Source organism: Gilvibacter sp. CC01 (assembly GCF_055755295.1).
The window spans coordinates 961,062-984,148 of sequence record NZ_CM146909.1 but is presented as its reverse complement, the minus strand read 5'-3'; the positions used below and the strand labels follow the sequence as shown (position 1 = coordinate 984,148).

Genomic DNA, 23,087 nt, shown 5'->3' with positions numbered 1-23,087 from the left:
TTACTGCTTGCGCAACCACTTTTTGTATTGCTTTTCGGTAAGAGTAGCCTTCATTTCGTTGTTGAAGTTCTCTTCTAACTTACGGGCCACATGGCTTACGTTTGGATTGTTAGGATCTTTCCCTTTTACGCTTTTTCTGTATTCTACTTCGCGTTTAACAAGGGCGCGAAACAAAGTACGCTCTTGCTCGTCCGTAAGGTCAAGGTCTTTATCCAGCTTTTCTAATTCTGCTTTGGCAACTACATCTGGCTTATCTCCGCTTTCAGATAGGGTTTGTGCTTGTGTGTTCTGAGAAAACAAACCGAAGACCAAAGTCAAAACTGCTAATTTGAAAAAACTTTTCATGTTCTAATTTTTTGTTTAGTTCCTGCGCGACTCTTTAGGGTTTTGTCGGTTCTCCATAGCGACTCGCAGAGTACTAATGTACTAAATATTTACTTACCTAAAAGCGATAACAACAATAAAGCCAAAAACACGTTTTTAATCCGTTTTTTTGGCTTTTTCAACTATCGATCAACTGTTAAAATTTACTTTCTACGGCCCTGTCTGCCTTTTTTGCGCCCTTTTCTATGATGTTGCATGCGCTCCCATTTTTCGAACTGCTCGCCAGAGAGTATCGCTTTGATTTCTGTCTTAATAGCGATCTTTTTATCGAGTGTGGCATCCATCTTTTCAAAGCGCTGATCTGTAGTAAGTTTTTGGGTCTCGTTGGCCGCTTTGCGAGCTTCTCTTTCGGCAAACATTGCTTTCTTTTCTTGAGCAATTGTGGTCTGTACTTTAAGCATTTCTTGTTGCTGAGCGGCATTGAGATCTAAGGCCAAGGTAAGCTTCTTGGTCTCTAGTTGTGCAAGCTGTTCTACGCTTAGTTCTTTTAGGAGTTCTGCTCTATGACCGTCTTGCTTGTGGTGACCTCGGCCTCCGCGCTGTGCAAAGGCGACAGAACTGGTTAAGGCGAGCATAAGTATCAAAATTTTCTTCATCTCTTCTAAAGTTTTAATGTTTTGTTTGCTTTTAAGACTTTAGAAAATGAGGAGCGTTTAATTCGTGCTTTAATCTTAACAGAAATTAACCTTTTGGACATAAAAAAACCGCCTCGGAAGGCGGTTCATAAATCTTTGTGATTCCTTTAGTCTAAAGACTCAAGGTATTCTACCAGCATGGTGACCGCTTCTTCGTGAACCACTGTTCGGCCTAGTTGTGGCATACGGTAGTTTACTAGTGTAGAAAGGGTTCTGGCTTCGATCTCTCCGCGATTCGCGTAGATGCCGGAATCATCAAATGGGGTCTCATAACGGAAATCCATATTGAAGGTGCCAACTACGCCGTCTGGGTTGTGGCAGTGCGCACAATTAATATCAATATAGGCTCGGGCGCGCTCCTCTAACGTATAGGCGGCATCGTCTTCCCAATCCGGTAGTAATGGGAGCGAGGCAGGATCTGGAGCAAAGGTTAAAATACCCTCGTTCATAAAATACTGCAGCTGGTTGATATTCACATATTCGTTGTTCGGATTAAAGTTCATGGAGCGAAGCTTTGGTCCGATAGGTGTCGTGATCGCATTGTTAAAGTGACAAACAATACATTCTGATCTTGAAGGAATCAAATAGTCCACGTTGCGAGTCACTCCATTACTGTCTATATAGCTAATTGGAACTTCGCCGCCGTCTTCGTCGTAAAAGGCCTCGGTCTGCTCGTCGTTCCATAAATAATCCGCAGCCAACCATTCTCCGGCCAGTTTGAGAAGAATTCTCGTTTCTATGATCTGTTTCCCTAAGGACGGATCGCGATCGTCGATATTGTAATAAAAGGTCTTTGCGATCAGCGTATTGTCTGGAAAGTCAGGCAACTGATCGTCTCCCGCATACTCCATAGCTTGTCCGTTGGGCAAACGGATTAGGCGCTGTTTTGCAGCATAATCTGTAAAAAGCCCTGAGTTCAGTTCGTACAGATACACCCCGTCTCTAGGAGTTAGATCGCTCAGATTCCCTTGAAATACAGGAAGCTCAGAAAGTTTGTCTGTAAAATCAACAGGGTCCGGATCTGGGTCTGGATCACCGCCACCTGTAGTGTCGTCGGTCGGGTCAGCATCTCCACCACCAGTGGTGTCGTCTGTGGTTTGGGTGTCGTCCGTGGGGGAATAATTATCGTCGCTACAGGCGGTCACAGCCAACGCCAATGCGAACAAAAAGATTAGTTTGTAGGTTTTCATAGCGTAAAAATGTTGCTAAATATACCAAAACCAACCAGATATAGAAAACCCAAAAATGCTTTACTCGCGCAAACGCACATTTAACTCATTAAAACAACCCTTTTACTCGATGGTTGTTTTACAATTATACCGCTCGTACTACTTTCACATCAAGTTCTTTTAAACAGTACAACTCTTAAGCAGAGTTCACTATAGCAAACCAACGGCAGTCAGCAGGCCATATTGTTTAATTAGTCCTGTATCTGCACAGCTCAAAAGCCTGTTGTCGCCTTGGTTGCAAACAATATTGCTTTCTTAAGTAAGGTAAGGAAGTAGTTTTTATTTTTTGGTTGGAAGTTCATCGCCTCTAAGAAATCCTTTGCCAAGGAGGATCCTTAGGGGCGGTGTTTTTTATAGGCGGATATTTCCGTAATTTTAGGGTTCAACCAATCATAGTTCTCATGCGAAAATTAATTGCACTTTTCACCTTTTCTTTTTTATTGCTGATCCCAGCTGCGCAAGCTCAAGATTACTTCTTAGCAGGCCAAGGACCTTTTAATCCAAACATTCCCTCTCCGGAGGAGTATTTGGAATATCCCATAGGCTCTCAACATACCCGTCACGACATGATAGTGAGTTATTTAAAGATGCTCGCCCAAGTGTCAGATCGGGCAACTATAACGACCTATGGCAAGACGCATGAGGGCAGGAAGCTTGTGATGCTTACCGTTTCTACTCCGCAGAATTTGCAAAACCTTGAAAGTATAAAAGCAGAGCACCTCAAATACGTGGACCCAAAACAATCGCCGAGCAATTACGATGCGCTCCCTGTGTTTATTCAATTAGGCTATAATGTCCACGGAAATGAACCGTCAAGCTCCGAAGCGGCTTTGCTCACCGCCTACACTTTAGTTGCCTCAAACAACCCTGAGGTTTTGAATTATTTGGAGAACGGGATCATTATGATAGACCCTACCATTAACCCAGATGGTCGTGACAGACATACCCAATGGGCCAATCAGTATAAGGCCACCCCTTTTGTATCAGATCCTATGGATGCTGAACATTGGGAAGCCTGGCCACGCGGTCGAACCAACCACTATTGGTTTGACCTGAATAGAGATTGGCTCCTAGGGATCAATCCAGAAAGTAGGGGAAAACTCAATTGGTACCACCAGTGGTATCCTAATGTGGTGACCGATTTTCATGAAATGGGTACCAACTCCACCTATTTCTTTGAGCCTATGAAGCCAATTGGGTCTTTGGATCCTATTATGCCTAAAGAGAATTATGAAGACTTGAATGAACTATTTGCAACTTATTATGAGGATGCTTTGAATGGTATAGGCTCATTCTACTTTACCAAAGAAGCTTTTGACGGTACTTACCCAGGCTATGGTTCTTCATATCCTGATCTACAAGGAGCTTTAGCACTTTTGTTTGAGCAGGCTAGCTCCAGGGGTCATGTGCAAGAAACCGCCTTTGGCGAGATCACTTTTGGTTTTACCATTAGGAACCAATACACCTCAAGTATGGCTACGGTGCAGGCTGCTGTAGAGAACAAAGCAACCTTACGAAAGTATCAACAGGACTTCTTTAAATCCGCAGTGAACGAAAAAGCACCCACAGGCTATGCGGCCTACACTTTTGTCAAAGGAACCGACGGTAATCGTATGAAAGCTTTTATAGACAAGTTGTTACTACACGAGATCGAGGTGTATAAAAATGGAGATCAATATTCCGTACCTCTGGCACAACCGCAACGACGTATGGTGCAATCATTCTTCGAGACCTATAAAAGTTACCGCGACTCCGTGTTCTATGATGCCTCGGCATGGAGTGTAGCAAACTTTTACAATGTCCCTTATAAAGGGCAAACGCGTAATCCTGGAGGAACAGCGGTTAGCTCTACAGATGGAATTACCAACCTTAAGAACGTGCCTCAAAGCAGTTACGCCTATCTGATGGATTGGAATGACTATAACGCTCCGGCGGCCTTGTATCATTTGCAGTCTAAAGGTGTGGTGGTGAATTCCGCATTTAAACCTTTCAGTATAGTAACGCACCAGGGGAAACAAGACTTTGATTACGGAACTGTTATGATCCCGGTCTCCAAGCAGAATATGTCTGCAGCGGAGGTTTATGCAATTGTAAAAGAGGCAGAGCAAAGCTTTGAGGTGCCTCTGTATGCTGTCAATACGGGATATAGCGCCAAGGGGATCGACCTGGGAAGCCGAAACTTTAGAGCTTTAGAGCAGCCAAAAGCTGCCTTGCTTATCGGAAATGGAGTGAACTCTTATGAAGCTGGAGAGGTATGGCATTTGTTAGACACTCGTGTGCATATGCCGATCACCAAGCTGCAAATGCGCACCTTCTCCTTTGCCGATCTGGATCGTTACAATACTTTGGTAATGGTCTCTGGTAGCTATCGCGAACTGGACTCAACCCAAATAGAGCGTTTAAAGTCTTGGGTAGGACAGGGCAACACCTTGATCACTATTGCCAATGCTTCGCGTTGGGCCGTAAGTAGAAAACTGGTCAATGAAAAGCTTACCCAGAGTAAGGATAAGAAGGATTCTACAGTTGGGCGTAAACCCTATGTTGACGCTGGCGAGAATATAGGTCGCGAACGTGTTGGTGGGGTTATTTTAGAGACTGATCTGGACCTGACCCATCCGCTAGGATTTGGGTATACCTCAAGACGCTTGCCTGTTTACAAGAACAATATGGTCTTTTTGCAACCGAGTGGCAGTGCCTATAGCACTGTGGCAAAATACACAGCTAACCCACATATAGATGGATTCATTTCACCAGACAATCTGGAGCAGATGATCAAACCGTCAGCCTCCTTGATTGTGAGCCCTTTAGGTGGAGGTCGCGTGGTGATGTTTGCAGACAACCCGAACTTTAGAGGTTCGTGGTACGGCACCAATCGCTTATTCTTAAACGCCCTGTTCTTAGGGTCTGAGATAAGTGTGCCGAGAGACTAGCTATTTTAAAGAAATAGCGCAGCTGTTGGAATTGCCAAACCAGCGTACTCGATTTTTGGAAGCGGTCTTGTAAATATAATCGCGGATCATTCTTGGAATAAAGGCCAGCAAAGCTGCCACACGCTTCCATTTTTCGATCTTCCCAACCACGCGCAGAAAACCATCGGAGTGGGTATGAACACCATTTTGGTCAATCAGAATTACGGTGTCTAAACTTTGCGTGTCGAAACCGTATTGTTTTAGATACGCTTGTCCCTTGGGCGATTGAAACGGAACAAAATTGAACAGTTCTTGGGGGGCGAATTTAAGCAGCCAACCTACTACGCCATTGCAGAGGTTGCATTCGCCGTCAAAAATAATGATGTCTTGAGTTGTTGTAGTTTTCATGATGCTTACTGAGTCGTAAGCCTGGGGCAATTCATTACACATAAAAGCAATAATCAAACTGGGTCATCCCTATTTTGGGGTAATAGTCACGCGCTGCAGGAGCTGCCAGGAGGATCAATTTTGCTTTTGGTGCAATTTCTTTACTCTTGCGGATAAGCTGCTTGCCAATACCCTGATGTTGAAAGGCCGCATCCACGGCCAAGTCAGATAGGTAAGTGCAATAGGTGAAATCGGAAATGCTCCGAGCTACACCAACGAGTTTTTCCCCGGCTCTTGCCGTAAGAATGATGTCGGCCTGCTTTAACATAGAAGCTAAGGTGTCAAGATCTTTCGGTCGGCGCTCGGCAAGGGTAGAGGCCTTTAATAAATGCTCGAATTCGCTGGCAGTCAATTGTGGTTCTAAGCTATAAATAATCATTGCGTTTTTTTAAGAGGTAGTTCCTTTCCAATTCATTGTTAACGGTCTCTAGGGCCTTATCTATATATCTTAAGGCCGATTCTTTGTCGCCCGTTCTGTAGTGAAAATCTGCCCAGGTCGCCCATAAGAGATAGGCCCGTTGATTCAATTTTGATTCGTCTATAAGTGGTAGTTCTCCCGCTACCAGATCGAATTTTTTAAGCTGGATCAGAACAATGATGATATTGAGTCTGCCTAGTTCGTTCGGGTTTTGCTGCTGTAGTTTCTTATAAAGGGCTAAAATAGCATGCCAATCCGTGTATTGAAAAGATTTAGCTTTAAGGTGCTCTGCAGCTATGGCCGCTTCCAGATGGTATTTAGATCGATCAGGGTAGGTCACGGCTTTGTTCATGGAGTCATTACCAATTTTTATCAGTGGGAAATGCCAAAGACTGCGGTCTTGGTGTTCTAGATCTATAATACTATTGTTTTCTGAAACCTTACTATCCAAGCGGGCTGCATGGAAGCAAAGCAGGCCGAACAAGGCATAGCTACTGCCAGAGCGAAGCATTTCTTTTTTAAGTAGGAGTTGATTCAGTCTAAGGGCTTCGCCACACAATTCACGGTCGACCAATTGTTCTCTTTTGGTGGAGTGGAACCCTTCATTAAAGATCAAGTAGATCACCCGTAGAACTCCAGCAAGTCTTGCACTTAATTCCGATTTATCTGGAAATTCAAAGCGAATTTGTTTTTCTGCTACCTTTTTACGAGCTCTGCTCAGGCGCTTTTTTATGGTTTCTTCTTTGGTCAGCAAGGCTGCAGAAATTTCTTTAAGCGAAAAGCCGGAGATGGTTTTTAGGGCAAATGCCAATTGCTCTTCTGGGGCTAGTTCCGGATGACAAGCCACAAAGATCATCCGAAGTTGGCTGTCTTCTATTTCGTGGTCTAAAAACAAATCGTTGAGGTGAATACTGGCAGCTCCATGAGAAATTTTATCGCTGCGGACTTGATCTGCCTTGACTTTTCTAAGCAGATCTATAGTTCTGTTCTTGGCAGATTTGATAAACCAAGCTTCCGGATTCTCAGGAATTTTTTTTCGCCATTGCAGCGTGGCTTTGACAAAGGTGTCCTGTAGCGCATCTTCTATAAGTTCCAGATGCGGCAACCCAAAAATATTCGTCAAGACAGCGATCATCTTTCCGTATTGGTGTCTGAAAAGATGATCGACAATTTGACTCTCCACTACTGATCAAAAACCATGATCTCACTGATCTCTACGGTACTGCCCAAGTCATAGTCTGGGAAATCCTGTGCTATTTCTTCAGCTTCGTCCATGTCTTTGGCGCTTACAATAAAGTAACCGCCAACCAGCTCTTTACTTTCTGCAAAGGGACCATCGGTTACCACGCGGTCTGGCCCTGAGATTCTGCGCACCGGGTCGTGCAAAGCTTCGCCGCCTTTTACAATGCCAGCGGCTTCCATTTTATTGCTCCAGGCAAACCACTTGCCCATGCGTTCTTGTAGCTCTTCTGGAGACAAACCCATATCTGCATAGGTCTCTCCAATAAAGATCAACATAAAATCTTTCATTATTCTCGTATTTTAATTGATTAGTTTGGTGAGTGAAATCCAACCAGATTCCCCTCGGTATCTGTAAAGGTCGCAAAAAATCCATGCGGTCCCAAGGAGGTTTTTGGGATTGCTATCTGTCCTCCGGCAGCCTCCACCCGCGCAAGCGGATTAGAAAGGTCATCGCCTCCGTTTAAATAGATCAGTGAACCTACTTGAGCGGGTTTAGCGTCTGGACTTTTTACAATACTACCACCAACACCTTGCTCTTGGTCCGAAGGAAAAAAGGCCATGGTCTGATCGAACTCAGGCATGGTTAAGATTTCCATTTCTGCTTGGAAAACTGCTTCGTAAAAATTTTTTGCGCGCTCAAAATCCACAGTAGGGATCTCAAACCAGTTCAGTGCATTTTTCATAAAAAAGAGTTTAGTTATTAATTACTTACACTCTTATTACGAAGCTGTATTAGAAAAGGGGGACAAGTATTTTGATTTTTTTCTGCGGAGGTTAACTGCGCGGTTCCATTTCAAAGTTGATCTTTATCTCGCCGTTAATGATCAATCTAATGTAATAGTACTGTTTTGGGTCTATCATCCGGTCAAGGGTATATTCAAAACTATGAGAGCCGGGAGCCACTGCAGCCTTGTAGAAAAGCTCGTCCAGTACAATATTGTCTTGGTTAAAAAGGGCAATATGCACGTCAGATTCCTGAGAGATCCGGTAATTGAAATTGCCCTCCATAGATCGTTTTATAAGCCCGTTGTTTCTAGGGCGTCTAATAGTTTCGCCGACTACTGTTACAGTATCAGCAGCAACCAGATCCATTACCATGTCGCGTGCTGCTGTGGTTTGCTCTAAGTCCATACTGGCAATTTCACCCATTGGGCGCCCGTCCGTAAGTGCCCAAACAGCCTGTTGTCCGGCTATCCCAAAGGCTTTCTCTTTTTGAATGCGCATGGCAAGCGTAGCTAAGTTGCCTTTGGCTTTAGTTCCGAGCTCATAAACTGTGGTTGCATCCGGAGCGGCGTTATATTCTTGAATGCACATGCCGTATAGTGGAATGGTCTTTTTTTCTTGAGGTTTTAGGGTGATCTCTTCATCGCGAGTAATGATGATGTCTTGCTCATCCGGGTTTTCTGAATACAAGATCTGCCCGGTATCGATGATGAGTGTCAATACCTCACTTTCATTGTTGACCACTTCTAAATTGATCGGCTTGTAGTAGTGCGGGCTGTCTTCGTTTCCAGTAAAACGGGCGCTGATGTATGCTTCGTCAATGGCGGTCTTAATATCGGTGCTGCGTTGACCAAATAGTAGGGTTTGAGTTCCTAAAAGCAGCAATAGTGTAATAACAGATACTTTCATATGGATAGTCTAGTGTTGCTTTAACAACGCTCTTACCATCATAAAAATTATAAGCTACACTACAAGGCAGCACATTTACCTGTGCCACTAGTCGAGGTAATTAGTCTGTATACAAAGATTAAATGAATCCGATAGGAGGGGTTAACCGACTATATTCACCATTAGCACTTCCCCAGTTTTCTCCACTTTAGCCATACCGTTCTTAGTAAGTTCTTTAATGGCCTTGTCCCATTTTTTGTTAGAAAGCCCAGCCTGCTCTTTTAAATCTCCTAGTGGAAGTGTCTGGGTTTTGCGAAGCAATTCTAAAATTCCCTTGGCCTCATCGGTCAAAGCCACTTGCTTTTTCTCTGGCTTCATTTGCGGGAAGAACAACACCTCTTGAATAGACTGATTGTCAGTCAAAAACATGATGAGTCGGTCCATACCAATTCCCATACCAGAGGTAGGAGGCATGCCGTATTCTAAAGAGCGCAAAAAGTCAAAATCAATGAATTCCGTAGCCTCGTCGTCTCCTTTTTGGGCTAATTTAAGCTGATGCTCAAAGCGCTCACGCTGATCAATAGGATCGTTCAGCTCCGAATAGGCATTAGCGATCTCTTTACCACACACCATGAGTTCAAAACGTTCGGTAAGTTCCGGATTCTCTCTGTGTGATTTGCACAATGGACTCATCTCTTTAGGGTAGTCGGTAATGAAGGTCGGTTGGATGTAGTTGCCTTCACACTTCTCACCAAAGATCTCGTCTATGAGTTTTCCTTTGCCCATCGTTTCATCAGTTTCAACGCCAAGTTCTTTACAAGCCTCGCGGATCTCTTCTTCTGACTTTCCGTAGATATCAAAGCCGGTATGCTCCAAAATGGAATCGCGCATACTGATGCGTTTGTACGGTGCCTTAAAATCTACTTCATACTCTCCAAAGGTCGCTTTGGTGGTTCCGTTCACGGCCATAGCACAGTGTTCCAGAAGCTTTTCGCAGAAGTCCATCATCCAGTTGTAGTCCTTATAGGCCACATAGATCTCCATGGCAGTAAACTCCGGATTGTGGGTGCGGTCCATACCTTCGTTGCGGAAGTTCTTGGAGAATTCATAAACGCCGTCAAAACCACCAACAATAAGTCGCTTTAAATACAACTCATTGGCAATTCGCATGTAAAGCGGAATGTCCAAGCTGTTGTGATGGGTTATAAATGGTCGTGCCGCAGCACCTCCAGGAATTGGTTGTAAGATTGGAGTCTCCACTTCAAAATAACCAGCCTCGTTAAAGAACTCGCGCATGGCATTGAAGAGTTTGGTGCGTTTCACAAAAGTTTCCTTAACCTGAGGGTTCACCACCAAGTCTGCATAACGCTGGCGGTAGCGCTGCTCCGGGTCGTCAAACTTATCGTAAATGACCCCGTCTTTTTCTTTAGGTAGTGGAAGCGGCTTTAAAGCTTTGCTCAAAAGCACAAACTCTTTTACCATTACGGTCTTTTCACCAACTTGCGTGGTAAAGAGCTCTCCGTGGATTCCAATAAAGTCACCAATGTCAAGCAGCTTTTTATAAAGTTCGTTGTAAGCAGTTTTGTCTTCTCCCGGGCAGATCTCGTCCCGGTTAAAGTACACTTGTATACGCCCATCAGCATCTTGAAGTTCGGCAAAGGAAGCTTTTCCTTGAATTCTTCTAGACATCAATCGACCGGCAACAACAACCTGTTTACCTTCTGCAAATTCCTGTTTAATGGTTGCAGAAGTATGGTCAACGGGAAACTCCGCTGCCGGATATGGGTCTATCCCTAAGGCTTTGATCTGCGCCAGCTTCTCGCGGCGCACCAGTTCTTGCTCAGACAATTGCATGCTAAAGAATTTAAGAGGCAAAATTACAGTTTTTGCCTCTATTATTAAATTCTTCAGGGCAGCAATTTATTTCCCTTCTTTGGTAGTCTTAATACGTTCAAGTGCTTGGGTATAATCGGCTATCTCTGGTTTAAGGCTTATGGCTTTGCTGTAAGCGACTAAAGCCTCTTCATACATTTCCAGTTCTTCTAGTTTTTTACCCAGACGATAGTGTACTTGGGCTTCATCTTCAAATAATAAACTATTCAATTTGAGCACACTCACCGCTTGCTGCTCTTTATTTTGGGTGCTGAGCACATAGGCTAAAGTATTGAGTTCATAAAAAGAAGAGGTCTTATCAATGAATTTAGAAGCGAGCTTTTTCAGTCTTTTGTCTGATAGGCCTCGATCCTTGTCATTAGAAAGTTGGCTGCCCAAAGCGTTCGCGATAGGATACTGTGGCTGATAGTTTCCTTCTATAATGGCGAGCAGATCTGCTTCCAAACTCACTATTGGGTCTTCAACGATACGGTTGATCTCTTGCCCGTTCTTATAGACGATTATTGTAGGGACACAATGAATATTCTTGCCTAAGGTCTCCTGGTTTGGGCCTTGCTTGTAAAATACCCCATCTCCGCGGACGGCGATCATCTGTACATTTTCCCTAGGCATTTCTAAAGCTTCAAAAAGCTTGATTAGCCTAGGTATTTCCCGTTTGCTGTCACCACACCAGGTTCCCATATAGACTTCTAACTGGTATGCTGCTATGGATTCGCTAAGCTTGCTTACTACGGTTGCATCGGGCTGGTAATTGTCGTAGCCCTTTTGGAACCAATTTACAAATTGCGGTTTGGTAAGATCGGCCTTTTCGAAACTTCCCCAGAGCACTTCCCGACCCTTGGTGTCGGTAATAAGATTGCTATTGGTCTGGGCCAAACTAATGCTCGTTAAGAGCAATAATAAGAGGGTGGTATTTTTCATGCTGAATCATTTTTTGTTCAGCGACGAAAGTGGCTAAAAGACTAGCCTATAGGAAAGAGTTCCCGTTGGAATCGGGTACTAGACCCCCGTTTGAAATTTTATAATTATTTGATAGATAGAGACTTAATCTCGCTTCTAGAAGTAACACCCAATTTGCGGTAAATGTTGTTTACATGGGATTTTACTGTACTGTGACTGATAAATAACTCGCTGGCGATCTCCTTGTTGGTCTTGTTTGCTTTAATGAGTTGCAAGATCTTTTCTTCCTGAGGAGTGAGTGCTGCTTTGATCTTTCCAGGGCGTTTGCGTCCGTAGAAATAGCCAGCACCCATCAGCAATAAAACCAAAACACCTCCGCCAAAATACAAGTTCGAATGATCTGCTGGTTCTTCCATTATGGCCAAGCTTTTATCTGCTTGAAGCTCTTTAAAGTACTGTTTGCTAGTGGCCGCCTCCGGATACTGATCTTCTAAACGCGTTTTAAGGGTATCGTAGAAATCTGTTTTGTTCAATGATCTTAAATGATGATCGTAAAAAATGGTGCTTCTGTTGGTCAGGGCGGTGTAAATATAGATTCCTACCAGAGGGTCTTGCTCAGCTCCAAACTCGTGTAGGCGTTTGGTCCAAGTGTCGAGTAAATTATTTACAGCTGCTTCGGAGCGCAGACCTACAAATTCGTACTTCATCGCCTCCATGATAGAATCTACCTTAAGTAGGGCCAGGGTGGCTTCATTGGTACTAATGGCCTCGCAGAAGATCTCATTGTCAAAACGCTGTGGCAGGCTAATACTGTCTTTATTGTTGGCAATGATGATCATGGCTTTGCTGTGCTCACAATTGCCCGTAAAATGATTAAGGTCTTGCTCGTAAGAGGCGCAGCGATCTACGTGAATACGGTAAAGTTTATTTGCTTCGGATAGGGAATTGCCGCTAAAACGAAATATACCCAAACTATCCAAAGGCACACGCTGGATGAGTTGCTCGTTAAAAACACCATTGAGTTTGCGATAGTCTTTGATCTCTGACAGATAGGCCTGTCCGTTCCAATCGCTAGGGTCTACTTGACCTTCAAAGACATATTGCGACAAAGCCGATGCTGGTAGTAACAGAAACAGCGCTATAAGGACAAAATACTTCACACTCAAAAGTAGGGAAAATGAGGCGTAGAAAAAATCCGCAGAGTACAGCGTAACACATTGCCACCTCTGCCGTCCTATCTGTATTAATTAATGTATCTTTATCCTTTGAATTTATGAGCATATGGCGCGTTTTACTCAGTATCCTTTTTCCACCTTTGGCGGTGATCGATAAAGGCTGCGGGTCTATTGTAATCGTCTTAATATTAACTATTTGTGGATGGGTGCCCGGAGTGGTAGCCGCCCTTATCATATTAAATAACCCAGAGAGATAATCAGCAACACTATGAAACTATTTAGCAAATTGGCAATGCTACTGATCGGATTGGTCATGATCAGCTGTAATTTTACCGAACAAATGACTATGAACGACGATGGTAGCGGTCGCTTATCTGTGAACTTCGACGCTTCAGAACTTATGGGTATGGCCGGAGACATGGGAGGTGGAGAAGAAGAAGGAGAGAAAGAAAAAGTAGACTCTATAATTGATTTTAAGGACTTTATAGAACAGAACAAAGACAGTATCATGGCCTTGCCCGCCAAAGAGCGCAATGAGATCTTGGCCATGGAGAATTTTAAGATGCGCATGCAGATCGACGAAGAAGAAGGTCTTATGAAATTCAACATCTTTACAGACTTCAAAGATGTTTCAGAAGCCAATAATATCAACGATGGGTTCAACAATCTCAATGGCATGATGAACTCTGGTGATCAAGGCGCTCAGCAGCAACCTGCCAATAACGAAGAGAATGTAAAGGTGAACTATTCCTTTGAGAACAATGTTTTCAAAAGAGATGCTTATATAGTCGATGCCGAAAAATACCAAGTACAAATAGACAGTATGAAGAGCATGGAAATGTTCTTGAGTTCGTCTTCGTATAAGCTGGAATACACCTTTCCTAGAAGAATAAAATCTACCAATAGAGAGTCCGCAACCTTTAGTAATGATGGCAAGACCTTGTATTACTCTGTGAATTTTATGGAGTATATGAAAGACCCAGACCTACTAGACATTGAGGTTGTTCTAGAAGACTAAAAGGCAATTGATGGCCCTGAATAAGAAAATCCAGTTTGAGGATCTCGGCAGGCGAGACTACAAAGAGACCTGGGATTATCAGGAAGAACTCTTTCAGCAGATCTTGGATATCAAGATCCACAACCGCCGCCAAGAAGATGACAAACTCACTCCCAACTATTTGTTGTTTGTAGAGCATCTGCATGTCTACACCTTAGGCAAAAGTGGTGACTTTGACAATCTGCTAATTCCAGAGGCGCAATTGGAGGCCATTGACGCTAAATTCTATAAAATAAACAGAGGTGGCGATATAACCTACCACGGACCTGGTCAGGTGGTGGGTTATCCCATACTCGATCTGGAAAACTTCTTTACCGACATTCACAAATACCTGCGTCTGCTGGAAGAAATGATAATTCGTGTTTTGGCAGACTACGGTCTAAAAGGCGAACGATCTCAGGGCGAGACAGGGGTTTGGTTAGATGTAGGTACACCTTTTGCGCGCAAGATCTGCGCCATGGGCGTGCGTGCTAGCCGGTGGGTGACCATGCACGGTTTTGCCTTTAACGTCAATGCGGACTTGGGTTATTTTGACCATATGATCCCTTGTGGGATCAAAGATAAGGCGGTCACTTCTCTAAATGTAGAACTCGGGCAAACAGCCGTCTCCATGGAAGAAGTAAAAGCAAAACTCAAGCAATACTTTGCCGAGCTTTTTGAGGCCGAATTCGCTGCTGCCGCACTCTCTTAATTACTCTTTAATAAAGACCACACGTCTGTTCTTGGCTTTTCCCTCCGCAGAGCTATTGTCTGCAATTGGGTCTTGCTCGCCTTTTCCATCTGTGCTCAGTCTAGAGCCATCTACTCCGTAGATCGAAACCAAGGCTTGTTTCACTGCAGCGGCACGCTGCTTAGAAAGGCTCAGATTGGTATCGTCGTTCCCGTCACTATCGGTATGGCCTACTATCTTTAACTTCATATTCTTGTCTTGGGTCAGCACTTGAGAGATCTGCTTGATGATACCGTAAGATTGTGGTTTTATGCTTGCTGAGCCTGAATCGAATAATATCCCAGAGGTGGAAACTTGTCCGTCATTGAGCAATGTACGCCTTAGGTCTAATCCGCCTTTGGCAACTTTGAAATTGCTTATAAAAAGTCGTTCTACGCCATCTTTAAACGTATGGATGTTCAATTTAACGCTATTCATAATTGCTGTTTCCGGTAGCGCTCTAGGTACATCTAAAAGTTTCTTCTGATTTACCCAAAGTCGAACCCTGCGCTTGTTCACTGCAATGGCGTAGTGGTGTATTTGGAGTTGCTCTTCGCGCAGTTCGGCCGCCAAGCCGTTGTTGATCGGGTCTTGTCCTTTAATGCGGCTGTAAATTCGAGCTTCGTTCGCGGTATACTGCGGATAGCTCACCGATAATTCCACACGATTGTCTGTCTGTCTTAAGCCGTTATTTTCTTCTAAACTGATTCTTAATCTGGCAGTACTCGAAGTTTTTCTACTTAGCCCTGCAGTGCGCACATCGAACTCTATAGTGTATTCTTCTGGTAGCGAAGTCACATCTGGGACAAAGAGTGTTCCGTAACCCGAGCTCAGTTCTAACCATTTGCTGCTTTCATCTCCAAAGGTAACAACTTCACCGCTGCCGTTGGTGTTCCATTTGGCTGGGAAGTCACCCACAAAATCTGCAGAGAAATCATCGGTAAACAAGATCTCATCACCAGGTACGAAATCGTATTTGGTGTTTATGGTGATAGGCGGGTCATTGGAGGTTCCCTCGGTGTTCTCAGTTTCGCTGCCACCTGCTGTTTCAGTCTCAGAAGTAGGACCTTGAGACTCTTCTGTTTCAGCGGATTCCTCTTCGGAGCTGCTACTGCCTGCTAAAAGCACGGGTATAGTCTCCACACAATATCGGAGTGCCTTTTTCGCTTTGTTGATCTGCAACACACCTTTAGCTTGTTTTAACGCACCGGCGCCATCTAGATCGGCAACAACATTCGGAGCACTCAACAGTAAACCATCTACATCGTCTAAAGCGTATTCCAACACATTGATATCGTCTTCACTTAAAGGCGTACCATTTTCGGCATAACTCTCATAGCGATAAACCTTGTCATACAGGTCGAATGACTCTCTAACAAAGCGATCGGCGCTACTTACGCCTATGCTACCGTGAGGTCTTTTTATGCGTTTGGTCTGAGCTTGTAAAGTAGGGGCAAGGAGTAAGAATAGCATACTGATGCATGCCAGTCTTTGCACATTGGATATCATTATTGTGACGGTTTAATTAGTTGACTTAAAGTTAATTAAAAATTAAAACTATCTGTCCGAACAATGAAATTTCAGGGTTTTTCTTGTATCAATTCCTAGAGATTAGTACTCGTAGATGGTCAAGGTGTTTTGGTCGCTTTGGGTAAGTAAATTGGCACTTCTATTACGGTTTGCGTCCCCGATAACAGCAGCGGTGGTTCCATATACTGGGAAGTTTGGCAGCAGATCTCCGCTGTCATTAAAGACATAGACCTTTTTCTCCTGAAGGTCAGTTAAAGTAACATAGCGCTGTCTGCCCACTTGATGGATACTAGGCGGGCTGTAGACTCCATAAGGCAGTTCGTAGAGTCTGCCGTTTATCCGCAGTAAGTTTTCATCTAAGGAAACCGTGGTTTTACCCCTAATCACCAGTGAGAACCCTTGGGCAACTCCTAGGTCTTTTCTGTTTATTCCGCCACGAGAGTCAATACTGACCTTGGTTTTATCTCCCGATAGAAAAACAAAATTTCCTCCTTCTTCAAAAATTGGCGAAGTGCCAAACTCAAAGTTGCCATTCACCTTCACCCGGTCTTTCCCCACACGACTCTTAATAAGTAGTCGTCCGTCCGAAAGCGGAAAAGTGAGATAGTCTTTGTTTCCTATTCTCAAATGCTGTGGCGCCATAGCTAAAGTAGTAGGAGCCTCTGTAAAGCCAAAGCCCTTCACGATCTTTGCTTGGCTGTCATACATAAGAATGTTCTTGTCTTGCACTACGACAAAGCGATATTTTCTATTGTTGTCGTAATCAAAAACGGCCAAGGGTTGGGTCACTTCATCTCTAAACTTGATAGGAAAGGGCCCTACGTCATCTCCGTTTCTATCTATAATATAAAGTCGACTCGCTGTCGCAAATGCCAATTGTAGCTTGCCGTTTCTAAGCAAGTCAACCTCTTGGATCTTGCCTAAAATAGGTTCATTTAGTTTGCGAGTCCAAAGGGATTTACCATTGTAGGCCAGCAAATGCAAGTTGTTCTCCACATCTTGATATACAATATCCTTGCCTTTTGTCCTGTGATTTGTAAACCACTGCGGAGTCGATAATGGCGGTAGCTTAAGCGCAATGCTTTTGAGTTCTTTAATTCCGTCGGAGCTTTGTTTGGTCTGCGGAAGTACCGTTTGCCCTTGTATATACAAAACCCCGTCGGTAGCCGTGTATTGGAGCCCCATAAGCTGATGCGTCTGATTTGTTTTTGCAGTTGCTTGCATTCCAAAAATACCAGTACTGCTACCCAAGTATGCATTCAATCTCTCAGGTTCTCCGAAGACTCGAAGATGCCCCGCATCACTAAGGCGCTGATCAATTCCGTCATAATCCGGTCTATTGGCAAGGGTAGCCTGATTTCTATAACTGCTAATAACGGCTTCTCCTGCAACAGTTTCTTCAGGAAAGAGATAATACATCCCCAGTTTAAAATAGGTGCTTGCGCTTATTTGCTCAAGCTCGGGAATTCCAACAGTTTCGAACTTCAAGCTATCTGTAAGCGCATAGCGTTTAATATCTCTAAAACGATCTGAAGCCGAGCTGTAGGCATTCAATAACTCTTGCATATTGACCGTATCTAAAGCCTTTAGGGCGAAGACCTTGCCTGCGGCAGTCTCCATAAACCCATAACTACTGCTGTTGTCGAGGAGTTGACCGCTCAAGGATGTTACAGCCTCGTTTTGAAGACTATCTAAAGGACGTCTAAAGCTGCGTTCTATGAGAAAGGTTGAATTTGCCGGGGCGATCTCAGTAAGATCAAGCGCGGTTGGGGTTCCAAAATCGTTTTTACTCCAAACAGCCGTACTATCTTTGCTTTGTCCAACTCCGTAGAAACCAAAAGCATCCGGCTGCAGTTCAAGGGAAAGCCCTTTCCAGCCGCTTCCCAATTGTAATGAGCTCCCCAGACCGTCCTTTATAAATACAGCAGCTTTTTCGGTATTCAAAGAATTGGCAAGCTTATCGAGTTGTGTGATATTCTCTCCGGGACCAGCGAGATTGAGGCTCAAACCATTGCTCGAGTTTGCAGCGAGTAAAACACCTGCTTTGAGCTGTAAATACAAGGAGCCTGCTGCTGTTTTGATTTCGAGTTGTTGCTGAGGATTTTTACGCAAGGCCTGTAGCCAAGTTTCGGTAGAAGTGCTATCTGCCACCACCACGTCAGCCACCTTAGTGATCAAACTAATGTGGGGTACACTATCAGTGCTTGGAGATAGTGCCAACCAAGTCTCGCCTTGGAGGTCTAAGGTGTCAAAACGAGCAAAGAGCGCAGCAATTCCCGGCAAACTGTCGGAGGTCTTTAATCCGCGAAGGAAACTGTTATTCTCCAGTTCGCTCATCATGTCTTTTGGGTCATGACTGCGAACTATCATACTCGCATCGGCAGGTAAATAAAAACTCAGTTTACCGTCAAACTTGCGCTGCGACTCACAACCGCACATCAGCAATATCAAAGAGATGATCAGACCAAATTTGGTCCCAGCGAAAAATTGGAAATATGATTTGTGTTGCCCCATCTTGTTAAACAAAAATACTAGGAATTGCAACGCAAAGAAAACAGACTTTATTCTGTTTATCGAAAGGTTTTTAACAGACTAGAGGTCTAATTTTAGTTGTTCCGGTAAAAGTTTAAAACTCATACGGTGATAGGGTGTACTGCCTTGTGCTTTTATGGCCGCTCTGTGCGCCGCGGTCGGGTAGCCTTTATTGGCGTTCCAGGCGTATTCTGGGAATTTTTCATGCAATTCTAGCATGATATCGTCTCGATAGGTCTTGGCCAAAACAGAGGCTGCTGCTATGTGTAAATAGCGGCCGTCTCCCTTAATGACGCATTCATGAGGAATTTTATCTACAGCTTTAAATCGATTGCCATCTACTGCAATGAATTCGGGTTTAGGGTCCAATTGTTTAATAGCACGTTGCATGGCTGTAATGGAGGCGTTGAGGATGTTGATCTTATCGATCTCGTCCATCCAAACATGGCAGACCGCATAGCTCAAGGCCTTTTCTTCTATGATCGGGCGGAGTTTTTCGCGTTGTTTGTGAGTGAGTTTTTTTGAATCATTGAGTGCAGGAAGTTTAAAATCATCTGGTAAGATCACCGCTGCTGCTGTTACGGGGCCCGCCAAACACCCACGTCCGGCTTCGTCGGTTCCGCATTCCAACAGGGTTTTATGAATTTTTAACTTCAGCACAGACAAATTTAAGATAAGAATAGCTCGAAAAGTATAACTTTGCGTGCAACTACTGGAATGAAGCGCAGATTTTTTTTATTGCCCGCAGATCGAGACGGATCTATTTTAAGTGTACTGGTTGTGCTGATGCTCTTCGCAGGTTTTAGCTCTGCCTTGGGACAACGCACCGGAGTTCCCTTTAATCAGCAGGGCAATACAGACGGTCGCAACAACAATCAGGGTGATGCCTTTGACAACAATATTACCAATCCCACAGACCGTCCACCTATAGATCTGTACAAGATCATTTCGGTAAAACGAGACACCACAAGCTTAGACACTACCTTGACCTTGGCCAAGGATTATAAATTCAACTATCTGCGCAAAGACGATTTTGAACTCTTACCCTTTGCCAATGTTGGGCAGACCTATAACAGTTTGGGTTATGACTTGACCAAAGTGAGCTTGGCTCCAGAATTTGGGGCAAGAGCACGTCATTTCAATTATATGGAGATCGAGGATACCTACTATTACAGTGTGCCTACGCCGCTAACAGAGCTGTATTTTAAGACGGTATTTCAACAAGGGCAGCAGTTAGACGCTTTCTTTACCATAAATACGCAACCGAATCTCAACTTCTCTATCGCCTACAAAGGTTTGCGCTCTTTAGGTAATTACCAGAGTACTTTAACCTCTACCGGAAATTTTAGATTCACTACCAATTATACATCGCCTAATGGACGATATCGGGGCCGTGCTCATATGGTTACCCAAGACCTGCTCAACAACGAGAACGGCGGGATCCGAGATGATTTCATTCCGATATTCACCTCAGGCGATCCCGAATTTGACGATCGCGGTCGGGTGGAGGTAAATTTTGAAGATGCAGAGAATATCTTGGTGGGTAAGCGCTTTCATTTAGATCAAGATTACGCTTTGATCAAACCAGATTCTACCCAGACCAACACCTTGCGCGTGGGTAGTATAGTGAGTTTTGAGGATAAGTATTTTGAATATTTTCAGGAAGCTCCTTTTGATGGCTTCGGACCTGCATACGAATCCACTAACTTGCAGGACCGCTCTACTCTAGAAGAGTTTTACGCCGAAGGAAACCTGCAGTACAAGAATCCTGTAATTGGAGATATGAACTTTTATGCAGGCTATACCAATTTTAATTACGGTTATGAAAGGGTGATCTTTTTAGACAATCAGACCATCCCAAATCGATTGAAAGGCGATTTTATCAGTGTGGGAGGTAGCTATGCAAAACGCTACAAGGGCTTTGATCTGGAAGGACGCATAGGAGTGAATGTCAGTGGCGATTTTGACGCAAATTACTTAGAAGGTAGCGCTGGCTACGCCATCAATGATAACAACAAGGTCCGCATTAGAGCCGCTATAACTTCTCGAGCGCCCAATTACAACTTCTTGCTGCATCAAAGTGATTATATAAGCTATAACTGGCAGAATGATTTTGAGAATGTAAAGCAGCAACAGTTTCAGTTTCTTTTAACCTCTGACAAGCTTTTTGATGCGGAGGTGACCTATACCGGAATAGAGGATTATGCTTATTTCGATGGCGTAACAGTTACATCGACTGACGGATCTGAAAGCTATACCACGCCGCAGCCGTTCCAGTTTGGCGGCCGCGTAGATTATTTAAAGGTCAAGGTATCTCGCGAACTGCGTTGGCGTAAGTTCGGTCTGAACAACACCATCATGTATCAGACCCTTTTAGACGGAGAAAGTGTATTTAAAGTACCCGAATTGGTGACTAGAAACTCCCTCTTCTACGAAGATGAATGGTTTGAAAAAGCGCTCTTTGTACAGACGGGTGTGACTTTTAAATACTTTACCTCTTATGAGATGAATCGATATGATCCTGTGCTTGGAGAGTTTTACTTGCAGAACGAGCAGGAATTTGGTGGTTTTCCGCTGATCGATCTGTTCTTTAACGTAAAGGTGCGTCAAACAAGAGTGTACTTCAAGTACGAGCACTTCAATTCGCTCTTCAGTTCCAACCCGAATTACTTCGCAGACCCACAGAACCCATACCGCGATGCGGTGATCCGCTTTGGCCTGGTGTGGAATTTCTTGTTGTGAGGTCTACTGAATCGTATCTCCCGGTACGGCGACACGCTCGCTATCTATAAGTAAACTATCGGTTGTTTTCTCTTGCTGAAAGTCCAAGTCCTGATCTGGATACAATTGCTGGTCGGTTAAGTTCTCGTCTGCCTTCCAAGTTTCTCCCAATTGCTCTAAAATGGCATCGCCCCAAGTGAGTGGCTTTTTTGCATCTATCCATACCACATCGCGGTAATCGGTGTCTATAAGCGCTAGGTCTGGTGTAGCTGCGCCATCAAACTTTTTGGAATCTTCTCGGGCAGAGGTCACGGTGGTGATCACAAACATGCGCTTGCGTCCTCCAATATATTTAATGAACGGTCTAAACTCTACCGGTCTGTTCACAGACCAATCGTATTCTTTACGAGATTCAATTACCTTAAGCGGCATGGCAGAAACGCCAGCCAAGCCTTCGTTCTTAGCTGCGTGGTTGTAGTAGAACAACTGATCTGTTCCATCCGCAGGGATCATCACACTAAAAGAAAGGGTAGTGCGCTCATCGCCTATTGGTTCCAAACCAAACCAGTGGTAAAGCCCATCATAGGCACCCACACTCATGCCTTCCCAATTGAAATCGGTAACAAAAGGCTGCTGATTCTGATCTGCCTCCAGATCGGGGATCTTAACCGCCGTCTTCTTGTTCCAAGGCAGGGGGTCGGTAAATCCGCCTAAGAACTGCAAGGACTGTGCTTGCATACGAGAAACTTTCTCTGCTAAGATGTTTTGTCTTTGCAGATACGGATAGTTCTTGGTCTGTTCTGGAGAATAGTAGGTGCCCTTTCCGATAAGGATGCGCTCTAAATAGTCGCCAAAATCGTGCTCTCCCGGTTCAATGACCATAACGCCTCCATAGGTTGGGTAGGGGAAAAAGAAGCCCTTCCATTTAATAAGGCTCACTACCTGCACCCATTTGCCATCGTCGTTCTTCATGTAAAATACATCGCTCGGCTCGTAGGTAAAGAGCTTAAAGAATCCGAAGCGTTGAACCACCGCATTATACGTATTGCGGCTCCAAGCCAGCGACTCGCCAATAGAGAAAGTGATCTTTACCCTATTGTCCTCAGAAAAGCGCGGAAAAGGTGTAGTGGAATCTACGTTAAAGAGTTCTTCGGTATTGTCATTAATGCGCTGCCAGATATATTCCTCTGCAGGCTGTACGGCCATGGTCCATTGGTTCTTGCCATCCACGCGCACCAAATGCGGCAAAGACACCTCTTGCGTTTCACCTATAGATTCATAGGCCATGGTAACGATATTGTTGAACGGCTGAATGCGTTCGTTCTGAGTAAGTGGTAATTCTTGTATTTCGATCTTGTTCAGATCTGAGAATACATTGTAAGACTGCATGAACTGATACAGATTCAAACTCCAACCCACATACCAAAGCAGTCCAAACCAACCTAAGATTCCCGCAATATAGCCCAAACGCGCTCCTGTAGATGGAGAGCGTCTAAATCTTGAGAAGAGAAAAACAGTGATGATTCCGCTGAGTAGGATCAAGAATATATACTTGCGCACAAACAGCAGTGCCGGCTGGTAATCATCACGCAGAATGAACAGCAATAGCAAAGCTACAAACCCGAGCAGAATTACAATTCGCTTCTGTTTTTTGCCTTTTTGCCAATATCTTTTGAGTCTACTCATGGTGTATTA

The 23,087-nt window shown here is 44.1% G+C and carries 21 protein-coding genes; 5 read left to right on the top strand and 16 right to left on the bottom strand.

What is annotated here, in order from left to right; translation table 11 throughout:
• The 3 genes from AC0J2F_RS04650 to AC0J2F_RS04640 form a co-directional block, all read right to left on the bottom strand.
• Window positions 1-345 carry a hypothetical protein gene (locus AC0J2F_RS04650; RefSeq protein ID WP_473009056.1) on the bottom strand — a complete coding sequence of 115 codons (345 nt, stop codon included), beginning with the start codon at window positions 343-345 and terminating at the stop codon, window positions 1-3.
• A gap of 182 nt (window positions 346-527) precedes the next feature.
• Window positions 528-980, bottom strand: a complete 453-nt coding sequence (locus tag AC0J2F_RS04645) for a hypothetical protein (RefSeq protein ID WP_473009055.1) — start codon at window positions 978-980, stop codon at window positions 528-530.
• A 146-nt stretch (window positions 981-1,126) separates the two neighbouring features.
• Entirely contained in the window at window positions 1,127-2,209 is a 1,083-nt protein-coding gene (locus tag AC0J2F_RS04640) for a hypothetical protein (RefSeq protein ID WP_473009054.1), read from the bottom strand.
• Window positions 2,210-2,649: 440 nt separating this feature from the next.
• On the opposite strand from AC0J2F_RS04640, the gene AC0J2F_RS04635 reads away from it, so the two are divergent.
• Window positions 2,650-5,178, top strand: a complete 2,529-nt coding sequence (locus AC0J2F_RS04635) for a M14 family zinc carboxypeptidase (protein WP_473009053.1) — start codon at window positions 2,650-2,652, stop codon at window positions 5,176-5,178.
• Here the strand turns inward: AC0J2F_RS04635 and AC0J2F_RS04630 are convergent, their stop codons facing one another.
• From AC0J2F_RS04630 to AC0J2F_RS04590, 9 genes are all read right to left on the bottom strand, one after another.
• Window positions 5,179-5,565 (bottom strand): thiol-disulfide oxidoreductase DCC family protein, encoded by a 387-nt coding sequence (locus tag AC0J2F_RS04630; RefSeq protein WP_473009052.1) that lies wholly within the window; start codon window positions 5,563-5,565, stop codon window positions 5,179-5,181.
• A gap of 34 nt (window positions 5,566-5,599) precedes the next feature.
• Entirely contained in the window at window positions 5,600-5,983 is a 384-nt protein-coding gene (locus AC0J2F_RS04625) for a GNAT family N-acetyltransferase (RefSeq protein WP_473009051.1), read from the bottom strand.
• A complete protein-coding gene (locus tag AC0J2F_RS04620; RefSeq protein ID WP_473009050.1) occupies window positions 5,970-7,205 on the bottom strand; it encodes an RNA polymerase sigma factor in 1,236 nt (411 codons plus the stop codon). Before AC0J2F_RS04620 ends, AC0J2F_RS04625 begins: the two co-directional genes overlap by 14 nt.
• Window positions 7,205-7,552: a YciI family protein gene (locus tag AC0J2F_RS04615; RefSeq protein ID WP_473009049.1), complete on the bottom strand. Its 348-nt coding sequence runs from the start codon at window positions 7,550-7,552 to the stop codon at window positions 7,205-7,207. The genes AC0J2F_RS04620 and AC0J2F_RS04615 overlap by 1 nt, the downstream gene beginning before the upstream one ends.
• Window positions 7,553-7,572: 20 nt before the next feature.
• Window positions 7,573-7,947, bottom strand: coding sequence for a VOC family protein (locus AC0J2F_RS04610; protein WP_473009048.1), 375 nt, complete (start codon window positions 7,945-7,947; stop codon window positions 7,573-7,575).
• Between the two features lie 91 nt (window positions 7,948-8,038).
• On the bottom strand, window positions 8,039-8,896 hold the full coding sequence (locus AC0J2F_RS04605) for a hypothetical protein (protein ID WP_473009047.1): 858 nt from the start codon (window positions 8,894-8,896) through the stop codon (window positions 8,039-8,041).
• Window positions 8,897-9,037: 141 nt separating this feature from the next.
• Window positions 9,038-10,729 (bottom strand): lysine--tRNA ligase, encoded by a 1,692-nt coding sequence (gene lysS / locus AC0J2F_RS04600; protein WP_473009046.1) that lies wholly within the window; start codon window positions 10,727-10,729, stop codon window positions 9,038-9,040.
• A 66-nt stretch (window positions 10,730-10,795) separates the two neighbouring features.
• A complete protein-coding gene (locus AC0J2F_RS04595; RefSeq protein WP_473009045.1) occupies window positions 10,796-11,689 on the bottom strand; it encodes a thioredoxin family protein in 894 nt (297 codons plus the stop codon).
• A 104-nt stretch (window positions 11,690-11,793) separates the two neighbouring features.
• Complete coding sequence (locus AC0J2F_RS04590) at window positions 11,794-12,828, bottom strand: LuxR C-terminal-related transcriptional regulator (RefSeq protein WP_473009044.1); 1,035 nt, start codon at window positions 12,826-12,828, stop codon at window positions 11,794-11,796.
• A 113-nt stretch (window positions 12,829-12,941) separates the two neighbouring features.
• On the opposite strand from AC0J2F_RS04590, the gene AC0J2F_RS04585 reads away from it, so the two are divergent.
• The 3 genes from AC0J2F_RS04585 to lipB are packed head-to-tail and all read left to right on the top strand — an operon-like array spanning window position 12,942 to window position 14,591.
• Complete coding sequence (locus AC0J2F_RS04585) at window positions 12,942-13,100, top strand: YqaE/Pmp3 family membrane protein (protein ID WP_087524527.1); 159 nt, start codon at window positions 12,942-12,944, stop codon at window positions 13,098-13,100.
• Between the two features lie 11 nt (window positions 13,101-13,111).
• Window positions 13,112-13,861: a hypothetical protein gene (locus AC0J2F_RS04580; protein WP_473009043.1), complete on the top strand. Its 750-nt coding sequence runs from the start codon at window positions 13,112-13,114 to the stop codon at window positions 13,859-13,861.
• 10 nt (window positions 13,862-13,871) lie between these two features.
• The gene (lipB, locus tag AC0J2F_RS04575) at window positions 13,872-14,591 is read left to right on the top strand and encodes a lipoyl(octanoyl) transferase LipB (protein ID WP_374959454.1); all 720 of its coding nucleotides are present in this window, start codon (window positions 13,872-13,874) and stop codon (window positions 14,589-14,591) included.
• On the opposite strand, the gene AC0J2F_RS04570 is transcribed toward lipB, so the two are convergent.
• From AC0J2F_RS04570 to AC0J2F_RS04560, 3 genes are all read right to left on the bottom strand, one after another.
• Window positions 14,592-16,082: an OmpA family protein gene (locus tag AC0J2F_RS04570; protein ID WP_473009042.1), complete on the bottom strand. Its 1,491-nt coding sequence runs from the start codon at window positions 16,080-16,082 to the stop codon at window positions 14,592-14,594.
• Window positions 16,083-16,220: 138 nt separating this feature from the next.
• The gene (locus AC0J2F_RS04565) at window positions 16,221-18,653 is read right to left on the bottom strand and encodes a hypothetical protein (protein WP_473009041.1); all 2,433 of its coding nucleotides are present in this window, start codon (window positions 18,651-18,653) and stop codon (window positions 16,221-16,223) included.
• Window positions 18,654-18,731: 78 nt separating this feature from the next.
• A complete protein-coding gene (locus AC0J2F_RS04560; RefSeq protein ID WP_473009040.1) occupies window positions 18,732-19,331 on the bottom strand; it encodes a ribonuclease HII in 600 nt (199 codons plus the stop codon).
• A 57-nt stretch (window positions 19,332-19,388) separates the two neighbouring features.
• Here AC0J2F_RS04560 and AC0J2F_RS04555 point away from each other — a divergent pair, with 57 nt between their 5' ends.
• The gene (locus AC0J2F_RS04555) at window positions 19,389-21,413 is read left to right on the top strand and encodes a putative porin (RefSeq protein WP_473009039.1); all 2,025 of its coding nucleotides are present in this window, start codon (window positions 19,389-19,391) and stop codon (window positions 21,411-21,413) included.
• Window positions 21,414-21,416: 3 nt separating this feature from the next.
• On the opposite strand, the gene AC0J2F_RS04550 is transcribed toward AC0J2F_RS04555, so the two are convergent.
• Window positions 21,417-23,078 (bottom strand): hypothetical protein, encoded by a 1,662-nt coding sequence (locus AC0J2F_RS04550; RefSeq protein ID WP_473009038.1) that lies wholly within the window; start codon window positions 23,076-23,078, stop codon window positions 21,417-21,419.
• Window positions 23,079-23,087: the final 9 nt, after the last annotated feature.

Coding starts and splice junctions, on each gene's coding strand:
- AC0J2F_RS04650 (WP_473009056.1), bottom strand. CDS start 345: ATGAAAAGTTTTTTCAAATTAGCAGTTTTGACTTTGGTCTTCGGTTTG.
- AC0J2F_RS04645 (WP_473009055.1), bottom strand. CDS start 980: ATGAAGAAAATTTTGATACTTATGCTCGCCTTAACCAGTTCTGTCGCC.
- AC0J2F_RS04640 (WP_473009054.1), bottom strand. CDS start 2,209: ATGAAAACCTACAAACTAATCTTTTTGTTCGCATTGGCGTTGGCTGTG.
- AC0J2F_RS04635 (WP_473009053.1), top strand. CDS start 2,650: ATGCGAAAATTAATTGCACTTTTCACCTTTTCTTTTTTATTGCTGATC.
- AC0J2F_RS04630 (WP_473009052.1), bottom strand. CDS start 5,565: ATGAAAACTACAACAACTCAAGACATCATTATTTTTGACGGCGAATGC.
- AC0J2F_RS04625 (WP_473009051.1), bottom strand. CDS start 5,983: ATGATTATTTATAGCTTAGAACCACAATTGACTGCCAGCGAATTCGAG.
- AC0J2F_RS04615 (WP_473009049.1), bottom strand. CDS start 7,552: ATGAAAGATTTTATGTTGATCTTTATTGGAGAGACCTATGCAGATATG.
- AC0J2F_RS04610 (WP_473009048.1), bottom strand. CDS start 7,947: ATGAAAAATGCACTGAACTGGTTTGAGATCCCTACTGTGGATTTTGAG.
- AC0J2F_RS04605 (WP_473009047.1), bottom strand. CDS start 8,896: ATGAAAGTATCTGTTATTACACTATTGCTGCTTTTAGGAACTCAAACC.
- lysS (WP_473009046.1), bottom strand. CDS start 10,729: ATGCAATTGTCTGAGCAAGAACTGGTGCGCCGCGAGAAGCTGGCGCAG.
- AC0J2F_RS04595 (WP_473009045.1), bottom strand. CDS start 11,689: ATGAAAAATACCACCCTCTTATTATTGCTCTTAACGAGCATTAGTTTG.
- AC0J2F_RS04585 (WP_087524527.1), top strand. CDS start 12,942: ATGAGCATATGGCGCGTTTTACTCAGTATCCTTTTTCCACCTTTGGCG.
- AC0J2F_RS04580 (WP_473009043.1), top strand. CDS start 13,112: ATGAAACTATTTAGCAAATTGGCAATGCTACTGATCGGATTGGTCATG.
- lipB (WP_374959454.1), top strand. CDS start 13,872: ATGGCCCTGAATAAGAAAATCCAGTTTGAGGATCTCGGCAGGCGAGAC.
- AC0J2F_RS04570 (WP_473009042.1), bottom strand. CDS start 16,082: ATGCTATTCTTACTCCTTGCCCCTACTTTACAAGCTCAGACCAAACGC.
- AC0J2F_RS04565 (WP_473009041.1), bottom strand. CDS start 18,653: ATGGGGCAACACAAATCATATTTCCAATTTTTCGCTGGGACCAAATTT.
- AC0J2F_RS04555 (WP_473009039.1), top strand. CDS start 19,389: ATGAAGCGCAGATTTTTTTTATTGCCCGCAGATCGAGACGGATCTATT.
- AC0J2F_RS04550 (WP_473009038.1), bottom strand. CDS start 23,078: ATGAGTAGACTCAAAAGATATTGGCAAAAAGGCAAAAAACAGAAGCGA.